Raw genomic sequence first — 16716 nt, 5'->3', positions numbered from 1 at the left:
CGCCGACCGGAGTCGGCAACACGGCCGTGGCTGATCTTCAACTAGTTGATCATCGAGAAGGGAAGTTGATCTTGGACCGGTCTACCCGTTCAAGATCGAACGCATCAGTTCGGCTGTCTCCGAAGGCGTCTTGCCGACCTTGACCCCGGCCGCCTCCAGCGCGACCTTCTTCGCCTCGGCGGTACCGGACGAGCCGGACACGATGGCGCCGGCGTGACCCATGGTCTTGCCTTCCGGTGCGGTGAAGCCGGCCACGTAGCCGACCACCGGCTTGGTCACGTGCGCCTTGATGTATTCGGCTGCCCGCTCCTCGGCGTCGCCACCGATCTCGCCGATCATCACGATCGCCTTGGTGTCCGGGTCAGCCTCGAAGGCCTCCAATGCGTCGATGTGGGTGGTGCCGATGACCGGGTCGCCGCCGATGCCGATGGCGGTGGTGAAGCCGAAGTCCCGCAACTCGTACATCATCTGGTAGGTCAGCGTGCCGGACTTCGACACCAGACCGATCGGGCCCTTGCCCGCAATGGTGTGCGGCGTGATGCCGGCCAGCGACTCCTCCGGAGTGATGATGCCCGGGCAGTTCGGCCCGATGATCCTGGTCTTCTTACCGATCGAGTAGTTGTAGAACTCGGCCGAGTCCTTGACCGGGATGCCCTCGGTGATGATCACCAGCAGACCGATCTCGGCATCGATGGCCTCGATCGCGGCGTCCTTGGCGAAGGCCGGCGGGACGAAGGCGACCGACACGTCGGCGCCGGTCTTCTCCATCGCCTCGGACACCGAACCGAAGACGGGCAATTCGGTGCCGTCGAAGTCGACGGTGGTGCCGGCCTTGCGGGCGTTCACGCCGCCGACGATGTTCGATCCGGCCTGCAGCATCAGCCGCGTGTGCTTGGAGCCCATCCCGCCGGTCATGCCCTGCACGATGATCTTGCTGTCAGCGTTCAAAAAGATCGACATGGTTCGTGATTCCTCTTTCTGTCAGCCGATCAGCGGGCGGCGAGCTCGGCGGCCTTGGCCGCGGCGCCGTCCATCGTGTCCACCTGGGTCACCAGCGGGTGATTCAACTCGTTCAGGATCGCGCGGCCCTTGTCCACGTTGTTCCCGTCGAGGCGGACGACCAGCGGTTTGGTGGCGCTGTCGCCGAGGATCTCCAGCGCACCCTTGATGCCATTGGCGACCTCGTCGCAGGCGGTGATACCGCCGAACACGTTCACGAACACGGTCCGGACCTGCTCGTCGCCCAAGATCACGTCCAGCCCGTCGGCCATCACCTGGGCGTTGGCACCGCCGCCGATGTCGAGGAAGTTGGCCGGCTTCACACCGTGCTTCTCACCGGCGTACGCGACCACGTCGAGAGTGCTCATCACCAGACCGGCGCCGTTGCCGATGATGCCGACCTCGCCGTCCAGCTTGACGTAGTTCAGGCCCTTGTCCTTGGCCTTGACCTCGAGCGGGTCGGTGGAGACGTTGTCCACGAGCGCAGCGTGATCAGGATGGCGGAAGGCGGCGTTCTCGTCGAGGGTGACCTTGCCGTCCAGCGCGATGATGTCGCCGGCACCGGTCTTCACCAGCGGGTTGACCTCAACCAGGGTGGCGTCCTCGCCGGTGTACACGTCGTAGAGCTTGATCAACACCGGAGCGATCTTGGCGCCGATCTCGGAGTCGAAGCCGGCCTGCCGTACGATCTCGCGGGCCTTCGCCTCGTCGATGCCGACCACCGGGTCCACCGGCACCTTGGCCAGTGCCTCGGGACGCTCGACGGCGAGCTGTTCGATCTCCATCCCGCCCTCTTTGGAGCACATGGCGAGGTAGCGACGCTCGGCGCGGTCCAGCAGCACGGAGAAGTAGTACTCCTCGGCGATGTCGGCACCTTCGGCGATCATCAGCTTCTTGACCACGTGGCCCTTGATGTCCAGGCCGAGGATCTCCTCGGCGCGGGCGGCCGCCTCGTCCGGGCTCTTGGCGATCTTGACGCCGCCGGCCTTGCCTCGTCCGCCGGTCTTCACCTGGGCCTTGACCACCACAACGGGGCTGCCCAGTTCGGCGGCTGCCGACTTCGCCTCGTCCGGTGTCGTCGCGGTGATCCCCCGCAGTACGGGGACGCCGTGCGCCTCGAAGACATCACGCGCTTGGTACTCGTACAAGTCCACCGCGCTCAACCTCACTCTCTTAGGTGTGCCTGCGGTAGCAGACGGCGGCAGCCTAACGCGCAGTGAGTCGCCGGACCGAGCAGGGTCGCCGGTGGTCGCGAGCCACTCGAGGTGAGGAGTCAGAGGGTCGCTTGATGCTTGACGTTGGTCCGGACCCAATCGACGATCTCGTCCATCCGAGCGCCCGGGGTGAAGATTCCGGTGACCCCCAGCTCGGCCAGCGCCCGCCGATCCTCCTCGGGGATGATGCCGCCGCCGAAGACCACGATGTCGGTCGCCTCGTTCTCCGCCAGCAGCTCCATCACCCGGGCGAACAAGGTCATGTGGGCGCCCGACAGCACGGACAGGCCGATCCCGTCGGCGTCCTCGGCGATCGCGGTACGGACGATCTGTTCGGGGGTCTGATGCAGGCCGGTGTAGATGACCTCCATGCCGGCATCTCGCAGTGCCCGGGCGATCACCTTGGCGCCGCGATCATGGCCGTCCAGGCCGGGCTTGGCAACCACGATCCGCAGCTGAGGCCCGGAACTCGACCCTGTTTCCATGCGACGAGAGGCTACTCCGCAGAACCGTTCGGGTGACAGGATGGGCGGTGCCGGCAGTCACCTCACTGCCGGTCCGGGCCATCGCTGGTTCACGGCAGGCCGAGGCCTGGTAGGAGGGGTTCGCGTTGCGCACTGCATCCGGCGCTGGGACGCTGCATCGCCAGTGGCGTCGATTTCGCCGAGCGCTTCGGCTGCCGCATCTGCGTGCCCTGCTGTCGCGTTGGGTACGAGTCTGGCTGCCCGCCTGGTTCGCCGCGGTGCTGATCGCCGGGGCCGGCGTGACCGTCGCGGCGATCACCGACCTGACCGCGCCGCCGCGCTCGGCGGCCACCCAGCAGGTCGTCCGGCACCCGGCTCCGCTGGCGCAGTACGACCGCAACTTCGGGGCCGCACCCCAGATCCGGCTGAACACGCCCGCTCAGAACCGGTTGGTGGCCGTGCAACGGCACTATCAACTCGCCGGCGAACAACAGATCATCGCCGAGACGGCGTTGAAGAGCTACGCCGCCGAACGCCGCCGGGCCTTGCGGCAAACCGCGGCACGCACCCAGCACGCGCAGGAGAAGATCTTCGCCGAGCGTGAGCAACGTCGGATCCGGGCGATGGTGGCTCGCGAGTTGGCCGAGCGGCTGCGCCGGGAACAGGCGGCGGCCGAGGCAGAGGCGGCGCGGCAACGTGCCGCCGGTGCCGAACCTCCGGCCGATGCCGCCGCAGCGGGCGCCACCGCGTCCCTGTCCAACGAGAACGGCACCACCCAGGTCGGGACGGTCGACGGCGCCACTCCACCCGGCCAGGACGGCATTCCCTTCGGTCGCGTGGTCGGCGGGGTGATGCCGGTGGCGTCGGGAACGATCGGCGCACGCTTCGGTGCGTACGGGTTCTGGTCGAGCTACCACACCGGAGTCGACTTCCGCGCCGGCTTCGGCGAACCGGTCCACGCCGTGGCCGCCGGAGTCGTGACCTACGCGGGCAACAGCGGTGACTGGGCCGGCAACCACGTCGCCATCCGGCACGCCGACGGCGTCAGCACCATGTACTCACATCTGTCCGACATCGAGGTGTCGCCCGGTCAGCCGGTGGCCGCAGGGCAGGAGATCGGACGTGTCGGCCAGACCGGGCGGGCGTTCGGCCCGCATCTGCATTTCGAGGTCTACCCGCCGGGGATCCGGCCGGGAGACGTCTACCGCGCGGTCGATCCGCTCCCCTGGTTGAACAGCATCGGCGTCCATCCGCGTTGATGGTCGGAATCATTCGTCTGCTGCGGGAAGTCTGCACAGCAACCGCAAGCGCTTGCCAAGATGTCCTCAAGACTCTCCCCTGAGGTTTGGCGGCCCGTTACTCATCCGTTATGGTCATCGGGTGCCTGCCGCCTGTGGGGGTCAGTCTCGGGCGTTCGGCACAGTCATCAGGGCCAACTTCGTACGCCGAAGCGGTGTCGATTGCGGCCTGCCGCCGACCAAGGAGAACGTCCCGCGTGCGATCGCAACAGCGCAAGCGTGTCCCGTTGCTGAAGAATTTCCCGACGGTGACCGGCGCCAGAGCCTTTGGGACCGCCAAGCGGACGCGGGCCCGCCGGGCGATCGAAGAACTCGAGAAGGACAAGCGGGGCTGGATCCGGCACGGCATCGCCGCGCTGGCGATCGCCGGTCTCGGTCTCGGAGCCGCCGGCGCGGTCGCCCTGACCGGTTCGGCCAGTGAACTGTCCGGTGGCTCGACCACCGGCGTGACCGTGGCGTCGAGTTCGTCGGACGCCGGCGTGACCGCGGTCGGCAACCGGTCGGATCAGACCAGCCGGTCGGTGCAGCGGAAGTCGCTGTCCGCTTCCCAGACCTCCAACACTGACGGGCCGCTGGACGGCACGGTCGACATGTCTGCTCGTCGGGACGCCCAGAAGAACGCCAAGGTCACCGACACCAGCAGCCAGAACGACGCCGCCAGCAAGGCCGGCGAGCAGCGGGCGAAGGCCCTGCAGGACGCGTCGAAGTCGTCGCAGAAGCTCTCCAGCAAGCTCAGCAAGGAAGAGCGCGAGCGCGGGCAGGTAGCTGCCGACAACGCCACCACCGGCGCCAACACCACCGGCAGCGGCGACACCGGGAACGCCACGACGGCCGCCGGCACCGACAGCCAGGATCTGACCAGCTCCAGCACCGGCGACGGGCATGCGACCCTGCCGGTGGCGAAGGGCTCGTACAACATCGCGGCGACCTTCGGTCAGTACGGTTCCTGGGCCCGCTACCACACCGGCATCGACTTCGCCGCCCCGATCGGTACGCCGATCCACGCGACCGGCAACGGCGTGATCACCAATGCCGGCATCGGTTCGGCCAGCAGCTGGGCCGGCAACTACGTGACGATCAAGTTCGCCAACGGCCAGCAAATGCTGTTCGCGCACATGTCCTCGGTGTCGGTCAGCGCCGGCCAGCAGGTGACCGCCGGTCAGCTGATCGGACACGTCGGCCAGACCGGCCGCGCCTTCGGTCCGCACACCCACGTCGAGCTCTACCCGGCCGGCGTCACCCCGGGCGACGTCTACAGCGCGATCAACCCGGCCATCTGGTTCCACGCCCACGGTCTGAACCCGTAACCACCGCCCGACCCGGCACAGCCGCACCACGTACCGCACGCCGCACCGGCTGCACCCGGTGCGGCGTGCGGTAACTGGTGCGGCTGATTGCGTTACCGCGGAACGGGTGCGCTGCCGCTGTTTCTCAGAGCTTTTCCAGCGGCGCGTGCCGCAGCGAAAGCCGCTTCACGCCCGAGGAGCCGAAATCCACGTCGGCCTTGGCGTTCTCGCCGGCACCGGAGGTGGCGATCACGCTGCCCATGCCGAAGACCGAGTGCAGCACTCGATCGCCGGCCTGCAGGGACGGGATCTCCTTCTTCTTCGGCAGGCTGCTGCCGAAGCCGACGGTGTTGCGCCAGCGCGCGGTTGCCTCGTCCTTGGCCCGTTCCCGCTCGTACGAGGTGGCCGACGACGACCGCCAACTGGTCACCGCACCCTCGGTACGCCGCCAGTCGATCAGGTCGACCGGGATCTCGGCCAGGAATCGGCTCGGCGGGTTGTGCTGCGGCGCACCCCAGGCGGAACGGACGATGGCCCGGCTCAGGTAGAGCCGCTTGCGGGCCCGGGTCAGCCCGACATAGGCGAGTCGGCGTTCCTCCTCCAACTCGGCGCGCTCCCCCAGCGCGCGCTGGTGCGGGAAGATCCCGTCCTCCAGGCCGCCGAGGAAAACGGTGTCGAACTCCAGCCCCTTGGCCGTGTGCAAGGTCATCAGGGTGACCATCCCGCCGGACTCGCCGTCGGAGTCCGGGATCTGATCGGCGTCGGCCACCAGCGCCACCCGCTCCAGGAACGCGCCCAGCGACACATCGGGTTGGGCCGCCCCGGCGCCCAACTCGAACTCGGCCCCGGTCAGTTGATCGGCCTCCGGCCCGACCTGCACCTCGTCCAGGATCGACCCGGAACCCGAACCCGCATCCACCGATTCGGAGCCGACTCCCACGGGTCCTGAGCTTGTCGAAGGACCGGAATTCTCCTCCAGCGCGAACAACCCCTCGGCGAAAAGACTGTCGGCCGGTGCGGGATCGACGCGCGGACCGCGGTGCTGCGGCTCGGTGTCCTGTGGAGCCTGAACCGTCTCAACCGTCGGCGGCAGCTCGGTGGCGAGGATCGGTTCGGTGCTCAGCGAGGACAACCCCCCGCCCTCACCGCCGCTGCCCAGCGGCGTGGTCCCGCCGGCGGCGACGAACTCCCGCGCCACCGCCACCAGCTCGACCAGGTTCTCCAGCCGGGTCTCGTCCTGCGGATCGGTCGAGGCGTGCAACTCGGCCAGGTAGCCCGAGTCCTGCAGCACCGTGGTCAACACCTCGTCGGCCGGCGCGTTGTCGGCGACCAACCGCTCGCACTTGTCCATGAACGCGGTGAAGGAGGCGATCTGCTTGGCCGACCGGGTGGCGAGTCCCGCGATCTCGTCGACGTGCCGCAGCGCGTCGCCGAAGCTGATCCGATGCTCGGCCGCGTACGCCTCCACGGCCGCCTCGGCCCGATCACCGATGCCGCGCTTGGGCACGTTGAGGATCCGCCGGACCGAGACGTCGTCGCTGCGGTTGGCGATGGCACGCAAGTAGGCGATCGCGTCGCGGATCTCGCGCCGCTCGTAGAAGCGGACGCCGCCGACGACCTTGTACGGCAACCCGACCCGGACGAAGACCTCCTCGAACGCGCGGGACTGAGCGTTGGTCCGGTAGAACACCGCGACGTCGCCGTACTTGATCTTGCCCTGATCGACCAGCGCGTCGATCTCACCGGCCACGAACTGGGCCTCGTCGTGCTCGGAATCGGCCACGTAGCCGACGAGCTTGTCGCCGGCTCCGGCGTCGGACCACAGCCGCTTCTCGGTACGCCCCTGGTTGCGCGAGATGACCGCGTTGGCCGCGTCCAGGACGTTCTGGGTGGAGCGGTAGTTCTGCTCGAGCAAGATCGTTTCGGCGCCCGGGAAGTCGGACTCGAAGTCGAGGATGTTGCGGATGGTCGCGCCGCGGAAGGCGTAGATCGACTGGTCCGAGTCGCCGACCACCATCAACTCCGCCGGGGCCGCCGCCGGACCGTCCTCGACCTGCGCCGGACTGTCCTCGACATGGCCGCAGAGCTGGCGGATCAACTCGTACTGGGCGATGTTGGTGTCCTGATACTCGTCGACGAGGACATGCCGGAACCGGCGCCGGTACTGCTCGCGGACCTCGGGGAAGGCCTGCATCAGGTGCACGGTCGTCATGATCAAATCGTCGAAGTCCAAGGCGTTCGCGGCGATCAGACGCTGCTGATATTCCTTGTACGCAGCGAGATAGCCCTCCTCCAGCGGCGTGCTCACTTTCGAACTCGCCGAGTCGGTGTCGACCAACTCGTTCTTGCAGTTGGACACCCAGTTCAGCACCGCGCGCGGCGGGAATCGCTTCGGGTCAAGGGAAAGGTCGCGACAGACCAACTGCATCAGCCGCTTCGCGTCGGCGTCGTCGTAGATCGAGAACGTACGGGCCATGTTGAATCGGCCGATCTCCGAACGCAGGATCCTGACACACGCGGAGTGGAAGGTGGACACCCACATCAACTTGGCCCGGTTGCCGATCAGCTCCTGCACTCGATCCCGCATCTCGGCGGCGGCCTTGTTGGTGAAGGTGATGGCGAGGATCGACCCCGGATGAACCTTCCTTTCGCCAACCAGGTAGGCGATCCGGCGGGTCAGCACCCGGGTCTTGCCCGATCCCGCGCCGGCGACGACCAGCACCGGCGCGCCGGTGTGCAGCACGGCCTGCCGCTGCTGAGGATTCAACCCCGCCAGCAGATCCTGCTTGCGCTGCTTCTTGTCCCGCGCGGGCCGGCCGGCCTCGGGAAACAACGCATCATCCGACGATTGCCGGTGTCGTGCCCCGTCGTCCCGCGAGCTGTCGGCGGACCGTCGCGACCGCACGGATCTCTCGGAAGACCCGGTTTCCTCGGAAGCTGATGCACTGCTCATGACCGAGTCAGCCTAGCCGCGTACGCCGACATCCTCCGACTGCGGTCGGCGGCACCGGTGTCCGCCCCGCCGTCCTGCCGAGCGTCTAGGCTGACGCCATGAAGTTGGGACGGCTGCCGGTGCGGAAGATCATCAAGCGATCCGTGCTTGCCGTGGCAGCCGTACAGGGTGCGACGCTCGGCGCGTTGGCGATCACCGACCACCGCCGCAAGAAGAGCCGTCGGCACGTCGTCTTTCCGCGCGTGCCGCCGCGTTCGGTGACCACCGGCGGTTCGGAGGTCACGCTCTACACCTACGGCGAGGACCTGTACGCCGACATGCTCGGCGCCATCCGGCAGGCCAGGCTACAGATCTACTTCGAGACGTTCATCTGGAAGGCCGACCCGGTCGGCTTCGAGTTCAAGCAGGCGCTGCTGGACGCGGCGGAGCGCGGCGTACGGGTCTACATCGTCTACGACGAGTTCGCCAATCTGGTCGTCCCACGAAGCTTCTTCCGCTTCCCGAAGCATCCGAATCTGCGGGTGAAGCCGCATCGGCTGATCGGTTTCGGATTCCGCTGGCCGCGGCAGACCGGGCGCGATCACCGCAAGCTGCTGGTGGTCGACGACGACGTCGCCTTCATCGGCGGTTACAACATCGGCAGCCTGTACGCGACGAACTGGCGCGACACCCATGCCCGGCTGACCGGCGACATCGTCTGGGACATGCAGAACGCGTTCATCGACTACTGGAACCTGTTCCCTCGGCGGCGGCTGCCGCAGCTGCCCGATACCGGCGGGCTCGTCTGGCAGCCGAACATCCGGCTCTACCGGAATGTGCCGAAGAACCTGGTCTTCCCGATCCGCGGCATGTATCTGGATGCGATCGACCGGGCCAGTCATCACATCTACCTGACCCACGCCTACCTGATCCCGGACGAGGACATGGTGCGGGCGCTGTTGCAGGCGGCCGATCGTGGCGTCGATGTGCGAATCATCGTCCCCGAGGAGTCCAACCACATCGTCGCCGACTGGTTGTCCCGCGGCTTCTACAGCCAGTTGCTGCGCGGCGGCGTACGACTCTTCCTCTACCAGGGTGCGATGGTGCACGCGAAGACGGCCTGCATCGATGGGCAGTGGTCGACCATCGGCACCGCCAACATCGACCGATTGTCCCTGCAGGGCAACTACGAGATGAACATCGAGGTGTTCTCCGACGCGGTGGCCGGTCAGCTGGAGGAGATCTTCGCGATGGATTCGAGCAACTGCCGCGAACTCACCCTGGACGAGTGGCACAGCCGGCCGGCGATGGTGAAATTCAGCGAATCCGTGCTCACGCCGTTCCGCCCCCTCCTCTGAGACCTTTCCTGATCCGACTTGTCAGCGGCAGAAGGCGCCATAACGCTCTCTGACGCTGACAGGTCGGAGTCTGGATGGGCGATTCAGGCGGACACGGTCTCGACCGGGCGGTCGGCGGAGTCGTCCTTGTTGCGGCGATTGCGGGCGATGACGAAGACCAGGCCGGCGACAGTCACCACGAAGAGACCGATGTAGACGATCCAGCGGGTGCCGGAGTCGACGTCCGCGGACTTCATCAAGGTACGAGAGTTGGTCAGCAGGATGATCCCGGCGACCGCGATCCCGAGCAGGTGGGCCGGCGCGATCCGGACCAGATACGCGGCGATCGGGGCGGCGATCACGCCGCCGATCAGCAGCGCCAGCGCGAGTCCCCAATGGATGCCCTGCGAGCCCAGCGCGATGATGAAGCCGAGGCTGGCGGCGGCACTGACGACGAACTCGGCGGTGTCGATCGAGCCGATCACCTTGCGCGGCTCCATCCGGCCGTCGGTCAGCAGCGCCGGGGTAGCCACCGGTCCCCAGCCGCCGCCTCCGGTGGCGTCGACGAAGCCGGCGAACAGTCCCAGTGGGGCCAGCAACTTCAGCCCCGGGTTGCCGCGCAGCCGTGGCTTGATGCCGATCAGGAAGCGAATGAAGATGTAGACGCCGAGCGCCAGCAGGATGCCGCACATCACCGGTTCGGCTGCTTCGGTGGACAGGTTGGACAGCACCGTGGCGCCGATGAACGAGCCGATCGCGCCCGGCAGCGCGATCCGCGCCACCACCCGCCAGTCGACGTTCTTCAGTCTCCAGTGGGAGATGCCGGAGGCGATGTTGGTGCCCATCTCCGACAGGTGTACCGATGCCGATGCCGCCGCCGGGGTGAGCGCGGCGACGGCGACCAGCAAGCTGCTGGAGGTCACGCCGTACCCCATCCCGAGCGCGCCGTCGACGAGCTGTGCGAGTAGTCCGACCACAGCGACCACGATGAGTTTGCGCATGGTTCCCCGGCCTTCCGTTGCTGATCTCGTTCTCGTCCGGATCGTTCTCGTACCGAACAATCCCTACCGTAGTGACTAACCCTACGGGTTGACTAGGACTTTGCCAGAATCCAGCAGCGTGTCGCCCGGATGACCGGATGTTGATACCTCACTCTCATCCGGATCCGCGAGTTTGCGGTGCAGCGTCGCTCGGTGAGCCACGGCACCGCCGACCACTACTCCGCGATCGCTGGAGAACGTACGGCCCCGACGCCGGACCCGGACCCCGGCACCAAACCCAGCTCCGGCCGGAAAACGAACACTCCCGCTCTGCCCGCTCATCTTCCAACTGTGCGGTTGAATTCGTGCGACTCGCGGTCGCAGAGATCAGGGTCGGGGAGGTTGCCGCGCATCGACGGTCCTCCCGCGTACGTTCCGACTTGCGCGGGAGCGCCGAAGGTACGCGGGAAGCGTCCCCAGCGTCAGGAAGGTCCGCGGGAGTCCCGAAGGTACGCGGGAACGGGATTTCAGCGGAGCCAGCGGCGCTCTGCCGTACGCTTTCCGACCACAGTTGGGTTCGTGCGGAGCCAGCGGTCCGACACCGACACCAAACCCAGCTCCGGCTGGAAAACGAACGCTCGCCGATCACACACCGCCCCGGTCCTTCGACAGCAGCAGATCCTCCGAACGCTGCAAGTCCCGGTCCTTCGACGGGCTCAGGACACTTGGCGAGTAAGAGCCCGGCTCAACCGGGCACCCAGCCAAGAACGGCAACCTTGCATGCCGGTCGAGCGCCCCAACGCGAGACCGGCACCGCAGCGCAGCGGAGGTGCCGGGGCAACACCTTCCATGGACGCAACTCCGGTAAGGGGTGCGGGGATTGTCCCCGCAACGCAAGACGCCAGACCAGACGGCGGCAGCGGCAGGATCTCGACTGCGTTGCAGACGGTAAGGGGTGCGGGGATTGTCCCCGCAACGCAAGACACCAGACCAGACGGCGGCAGCGGCACGATCTCGACTGCGTTGCAGACGGTAAGGGGTGCGGGGATTGTCCCCGCAACGCAAGACGCCAGACCAGACCGCGGCAGCGGCACCGACTCGACCGCGAAGACCCATCAGCTCCAGGCAGCCGGAGAGGCGATCAACTTTGCTACTGCGTCGGGCATCTTGGCGTCGGCGATGTTGGCGAGGGTGACCTGTTCCAGGATCGAACGTTCGCTGGCTCGCAGCGCGATCCAGACCTGCTGCAGCGGCACCGCGGCGCCGGTGTACTCGAGGTTCTCCGGACGGCTGCCGCGGACGTTCGCGAGCTCGCCGTCGAGCACCCGGATGATGTCGGCGATGCTGATCTGCTCCGACGGGCGACCGAGCCGATAGCCACCGTCGGGACCGCGCTGGCTGCGCAGGATCCCACCGCGACGCATCTCACCGAGGATGCTCTCCAGATACTTGGCCGGGATCTCCTGGGCGGCCGCGAGCTGGTCCAGCGTACGAGGTGCGCCCGCCGCGGCCAGCTCGGCGGCGGCACGGAGGGCGTAGTCGACGCGCGCTGAAAGTCTCATCAGTGCAGAAGATTACTGCCACACGACGGCGAGCGTCGCATTCCCCAGCGTGAACAGCCCCAACAGCATCAGCAGGCCGCGCGGGATCGAGCTGAACCGACGATTGATGATCACCAGGAAGGTGATGATCATGCTCACCGCCAGCTTGATTCCGATCTTGAGATGGTTGGTCGGATCGTCGTTCACCTCGGCCAGCACGACCAGCACCACGCCGGTGATCAACATCGTGTACGAGCCGTGCAGCATGGCGGCATTCACTTCCGGCTCCGGCCGGCGCACCTGCACCAGGATGCCGCCGAACAGTGCCGCGAACGCGATCAAATGCAGCAACAGAACGATCTGCTGAGCCAATCCCATGGCTAAAAACCTAGTGTCCTGCACCCGGATTCGGATGCAGGACACCAAGTCGCAGACGGAGTCGATCAAGACTCCGAAGAATCCTCGAACGGAACGAGGCCGGACGCATCACCTCACACGGTGGTGTCCTGACGACCCTTCCGGGTGATCGAGGTGTAGGCGAAGCTCAACACGGCAGCCGCGCCGACACTGAGCGCCCAACGGATCCAGTCGATGCCGAAGGTGTGCCGGACACCGAGCAGACCCGACAGCCAGTAGCCGATGAAGGCTCCACCGATGCCGAGCAGGATGGTGACCACCCAACCGTAGGACTGACGGCCCGGCAACACCGCGCGGGCCAGGATGCCAATCACCGCTCCGAAGATGATCGTGCCGATGATCGAGAACATGATCTTGCTCCTTCCAGCTTCCGATGGCCAGGCGACCATCGATTCGTACGGATCTCTCCGCCTCACCGCGCGGATCTCGCGCGATCTGTTCGGCCGCGGTCGTTCAGACCAGTCGGCGATCGGTGGCCCAGCGGGTCAGCTGGTGCCGATTGGACAGTTGGAGTTTGCGCAGCACGCTGCTGACGTGGGTCTCCACCGTCTTGATCGAGATGAACAGTTCCTTGGCGACTTCCTTGTAGGCATAGCCGCGTGCGATCAGACGCATCACCTCACGTTCCCGTGGCGAAAGTCGATCAAGGTCCTCGTCCACACTGGCGATGTCGATCGCACCGGAGAACGCGTCCAGTACGAAGCCGGCCAGCCGCGGCGAGAACACCGCATCTCCTTCGGCCACCCGGCGGATCGCGTCGATCAGTTCCGGCCCGCTGATCGACTTCGTCACGTAACCCCGCGAGCCACCGCGGATCACGCCGATCACGTCCTCGGCCGCGTCCGAGACGGACAAAGCCAGAAACTTCTGCTCCGGGTTCTTCTCGTGCACCCGACGCAGCACCTCGGTGCCGCCACCGCCGGGCAGATGAACGTCGAGCAGTACAACGTCCGGTTGTGTCTGCAAGATCAACTTCACCGCGGAGTCGACGTCCTCGGCCTCGCCGAGCACCCGACACCGGATGCCGATCTCATGCCGTACGCCGCTGCGAAACATCGCATGATCATCAACGATCACCACACTGCGCGGACGCTGCGGATCGACCGGTGCCGGCCCGGGCGCCGCGGACGGCGTGGGCTGCCCCAGCGCGTTCGGCTGGGTCGATTCGGGCCGGCTCGAGTGGGGGAGGTCGTTGTTCATCGCTGCATCTCCAGTCGTACTTCGGTTCCATCGCCAGGAGCACTGCGGATCCTGGCCTTGCCGCCGTGACGGGTCATCCGGCCGATGATGCTGCCCCGGACCCCCATCCGATCGTCGTCGATCAGCTCTTGATCGAATCCCTTGCCCCGATCGCGGACGAAAATCTCCACCAGTTCGTCGGTGACCTCGGCATACACGTCGATCTTGTCCGCGCCGGAGTGTTTGGCGGCGTTCACGATCGCCTCTCGCGCGGCCATGATCATCGCCTGCATCGGCTCGGTCAGTTCGCAGTCGCCGACGGTGATCACCTCGACCGGGATGCCCCGCTCGTCCTCGATCTCGGCGGCGGCGGCGCTGACCGCCGCCTTCATCGTGGTGTCGGCGACTTCCTCGCCATACAACCAGGTCCGCAGTTCACGTTCCTGCCGGCGCGCCAGCCGCTGGACCTCCTTCGGGTCGTCGGCCTGGCGTTGGATCAGTGCCAAGGTCTGCAGCACCGAGTCGTGCAGGTGGGCGGCCATGTCGGCGCGGGCGTCGGCTCTCACCTTCGCCGCCCGGGCCTCGTTCAACGCCGTACGGGACCGGTGCAGCCACGGCGCGGCGACGATCGCGAGACCGGCCAGCGCCAGCATCGTCATCGCCAGCACCTGCGGCAGCTCCTGCAGCTGGTTCTGCTGGGCGACGATCAGACCGAACGCGGCGCCGACCAGGGTCAGTCCGACCACCACCCGCATGATCGCCGGCCAGCCACCGCGAGCGATCAACGGCGCCAGCCAGATCCGCCCGCCGGCCTCGGACTTCCACTCGCTCTGCCGCGCGGTGTCTGCCTGCCGCCAGACCAGCGCGGCGCCGGCACAGGCGAACGCCACCGGCCAGAAGATCTGTTGTCTGATGCCGAGCCCGGTCGCCTGCACGGTCCAGATCAGACCGGCGCCGAGGACGACCAGCGCCAACACCGCACCCCAGTCGGCTCGCCGCCGGACACGGCGGTTGGACCGCTCGTTGCGCAGTCCCTGGCGACTGGCCGCTTCCAGACCGGGCGACTTCATCGCCGACTCGGGCGGCAGCAACAGCCACAGCGCGCCGTAGGCGATGACGCCGACGAACTGAGCCAGCGCGAGCGCCACGAAGCCGACTCGGATCACCATCACCGGCCAGCCGAGATGCCGGGCCAGCCCGGTGCACACGCCGCCGAGCCAGGCCCCTTCACTCACCCGGGACGCGCGCGGGCGGGTCTGCTTGGCTTCCTGCTCGGCCTGTTGTCGGCTGGCGGTCTCCAGCACCTTGTCCCGAACCGAACCTGCCGGCGGAAGCTCGCTCGCCGGTTCCTTCGGGCGCGACGAATCGGCATCCGGGTCGGTCCCGGACCCGGAGTCGGATTGATCGCCGGCAGCCCGGCCGATGGCCGGAGCCCCATGCGCAGGGGAGCGTGTCATGACGGCAACCAGCCTTGCACGAATGGAACCGGAACTCAGCAGGGTCAACCCGTACGCGTCCCCGATCGATACTCCGGGGTCGGCAAACCGGCACGGGTGGGGGTGGTCCCCGATGGTGCAATCTCCGGCAGCCGATAAGGATTGCCGCCATGAGTTCGATCTGGACGGTTCGTCGCACCGCGACCGACCGCAAGGTTAGCGGCCTGGCTGCGGGGTTGGCCCGGGTCTGGAACGTCGACCCGGTGCTGATCAGGGTCGGTTTCGCGATCCTCGCGCTCAGCGGCGGGATCGGCGTGGTGCTGTACCTGGCCGGCTGGCTGATGGTTCCCGAGGAGGGCAAGCAGGCCTCGTACCTGGATCAAGCGATCCCGCAGACTCGCGGCTGGTCCCGCGAACTCCGGCTGGTGATCGTTGCCGCTGCCTGTGTGATCGGTCTGGTCGCGCTGTCGTCGGTGGCCCCGTTCAGTTTCGCCGCGGCGGTGGTGATGGCGGCTGTCTGGTATTTCGGCTACTACCGCAACCGGCCGCAGCAGGCAGATCCGCCGGCCGCCGAGCCGGTCGAACCTCCGATGCAGTTCGCCGAGTTCACCGGCGAGCCGACTCCCTTCACCGAGGCGGCCCGGGCCTGGCAGGACCGGATCGTCGAGTACCAGCAGACGGTGCGGCAGCAACAGGCCGAGGCGCAACGAGCAGAACAGCTGCCGGCCGAGGATCCCTACCGGGAGGAGTTCCTCGCTCATCCCGACCCGGTCGGGCTCTACGCCGAACCCGCACCGACGGCCGACGTGATCGAGACGCGGCGCGCTCGTACCGCACAGCGTCGTCGTTCCGCCCGGCGGCTGGGCCTGGTCTCGCTGGCCGTGTTGGCGCTGACCCTGGGCGGTCTCGGTGTCGCCTCGTCGTTGGGAGTGGTGATCTCGCCGGCCATCTATCTGTCGGCCGCCCTGTTGGTGATGGGCCTCACCCTGCTCGCCGGGACCCGGTTCGGCAGACCGCCGGGGATGGCTGTGGTGGCGATCCTGACCGCGGTGGCGATGGCGTTCACGCTGACCGCCGAGCGAGTGCCGGTGATCGGTGACGACTCGGTCGGCGTACAGAAGGTCAGCTTTTCGACCGGGGCGGCGATGCCCGCCGAGAAACACGTGGACGCCGGTCAGCTGACCATCGATCTGCGCGACCTGCAACTGACCTCCACCCGCACGTTCACCGCATCGGTCGGAACCGGCCGGCTGATCGTGCTGCTGCCCCGCGATGTCGGAAGTACTGTCGACTACCGGGTCGACGATGGCACGATCAGCATCACCGGGCAGCCACGTCGCTGGGGTTCCCAGCTGACCGGTACCGCGCAGCTGAACGGTCAGCACAAGACGTCGATCAACCTGGACCTGTTGGTTGGTCAGGGGCAACTGGAGGTACGCCGATGAACCGCCGGCCGGATACGGTCTCGTTGATCCTCGGTCTGTTGACCACGGCCCTGGCTCTGGGCGGGCTGTGGCTCGCACTCGGCGGCAAGGGTTTCGACTGGTCGACCTTGAAGGTCGCGGCGCCGCTGACCCTGGTCGTGATCGGCATCATCGGGCTCGCCGCGTCCCGTCCTCGATCAGATCGCTGA

The 16716-nt window shown here is 67.1% G+C and carries 15 protein-coding genes; 5 read left to right on the top strand and 10 right to left on the bottom strand.

The window, feature by feature from the left end; translation table 11 throughout:
- Positions 1-81: 81 nt before the first annotated feature.
- From sucD to FOE78_RS06630, 3 genes are all read right to left on the bottom strand, one after another.
- Entirely contained in the window at positions 82-960 is an 879-nt protein-coding gene (gene sucD, locus FOE78_RS06640) for a succinate--CoA ligase subunit alpha (RefSeq protein ID WP_143985594.1), read from the bottom strand.
- Positions 961-989: 29 nt separating this feature from the next.
- Positions 990-2153 (bottom strand): ADP-forming succinate--CoA ligase subunit beta, encoded by a 1164-nt coding sequence (gene sucC, locus FOE78_RS06635; protein WP_143985593.1) that lies wholly within the window; start codon positions 2151-2153, stop codon positions 990-992.
- Positions 2154-2272: 119 nt separating this feature from the next.
- Positions 2273-2698: a cobalamin B12-binding domain-containing protein gene (locus tag FOE78_RS06630; protein WP_143985592.1), complete on the bottom strand. Its 426-nt coding sequence runs from the start codon at positions 2696-2698 to the stop codon at positions 2273-2275.
- 125 nt (positions 2699-2823) lie between these two features.
- Here FOE78_RS06630 and FOE78_RS06625 point away from each other — a divergent pair, with 125 nt between their 5' ends.
- Positions 2824-3936 (top strand): M23 family metallopeptidase, encoded by a 1113-nt coding sequence (locus tag FOE78_RS06625; RefSeq protein WP_143985591.1) that lies wholly within the window; start codon positions 2824-2826, stop codon positions 3934-3936.
- Positions 3937-4172: 236 nt separating this feature from the next.
- Positions 4173-5282: a M23 family metallopeptidase gene (locus tag FOE78_RS06620; protein ID WP_143985590.1), complete on the top strand. Its 1110-nt coding sequence runs from the start codon at positions 4173-4175 to the stop codon at positions 5280-5282.
- 124 nt (positions 5283-5406) lie between these two features.
- Here FOE78_RS06620 and FOE78_RS24745 read toward each other — a convergent pair whose 3' ends face one another.
- Complete coding sequence (locus FOE78_RS24745) at positions 5407-8094, bottom strand: UvrD-helicase domain-containing protein (protein ID WP_407662615.1); 2688 nt, start codon at positions 8092-8094, stop codon at positions 5407-5409.
- Positions 8095-8312: 218 nt separating this feature from the next.
- On the opposite strand from FOE78_RS24745, the gene FOE78_RS06610 reads away from it, so the two are divergent.
- On the top strand, positions 8313-9551 hold the full coding sequence (locus FOE78_RS06610; protein ID WP_143985588.1) for a phospholipase D-like domain-containing protein: 1239 nt from the start codon (positions 8313-8315) through the stop codon (positions 9549-9551).
- 83 nt (positions 9552-9634) lie between these two features.
- Here the strand turns inward: FOE78_RS06610 and FOE78_RS06605 are convergent, their stop codons facing one another.
- From FOE78_RS06605 to FOE78_RS06580, 6 genes are all read right to left on the bottom strand, one after another.
- A complete protein-coding gene (locus FOE78_RS06605; protein ID WP_143985587.1) occupies positions 9635-10531 on the bottom strand; it encodes a sulfite exporter TauE/SafE family protein in 897 nt (298 codons plus the stop codon).
- A 1094-nt stretch (positions 10532-11625) separates the two neighbouring features.
- Positions 11626-12072: an RrF2 family transcriptional regulator gene (locus FOE78_RS06600; protein ID WP_143985586.1), complete on the bottom strand. Its 447-nt coding sequence runs from the start codon at positions 12070-12072 to the stop codon at positions 11626-11628.
- Positions 12073-12084: 12 nt separating this feature from the next.
- The gene (locus tag FOE78_RS06595; RefSeq protein ID WP_228266082.1) at positions 12085-12498 is read right to left on the bottom strand and encodes a hypothetical protein; all 414 of its coding nucleotides are present in this window, start codon (positions 12496-12498) and stop codon (positions 12085-12087) included.
- Between the two features lie 44 nt (positions 12499-12542).
- On the bottom strand, positions 12543-12818 hold the full coding sequence (locus tag FOE78_RS06590; protein WP_143985585.1) for a GlsB/YeaQ/YmgE family stress response membrane protein: 276 nt from the start codon (positions 12816-12818) through the stop codon (positions 12543-12545).
- Between the two features lie 103 nt (positions 12819-12921).
- Entirely contained in the window at positions 12922-13524 is a 603-nt protein-coding gene (locus FOE78_RS06585) for a LuxR C-terminal-related transcriptional regulator (protein ID WP_266095026.1), read from the bottom strand.
- A 140-nt stretch (positions 13525-13664) separates the two neighbouring features.
- Positions 13665-15104: an ATP-binding protein gene (locus FOE78_RS06580; protein ID WP_143985583.1), complete on the bottom strand. Its 1440-nt coding sequence runs from the start codon at positions 15102-15104 to the stop codon at positions 13665-13667.
- Positions 15105-15253: 149 nt separating this feature from the next.
- On the opposite strand from FOE78_RS06580, the gene FOE78_RS06575 reads away from it, so the two are divergent.
- Positions 15254-16528: a PspC domain-containing protein gene (locus FOE78_RS06575; RefSeq protein WP_143985582.1), complete on the top strand. Its 1275-nt coding sequence runs from the start codon at positions 15254-15256 to the stop codon at positions 16526-16528.
- Entirely contained in the window at positions 16525-16716 is a 192-nt protein-coding gene (locus tag FOE78_RS06570; protein ID WP_143985581.1) for a hypothetical protein, read from the top strand. Before FOE78_RS06575 ends, FOE78_RS06570 begins: the two co-directional genes overlap by 4 nt.

Origin of the sequence: Microlunatus elymi (assembly GCF_007362775.1) — a bacterium.
Taxonomy (GTDB): domain Bacteria; phylum Actinomycetota; class Actinomycetes; order Propionibacteriales; family Propionibacteriaceae; genus Microlunatus; species Microlunatus elymi.
This window is presented reverse-complemented; position numbering and strand designations above follow the sequence as displayed.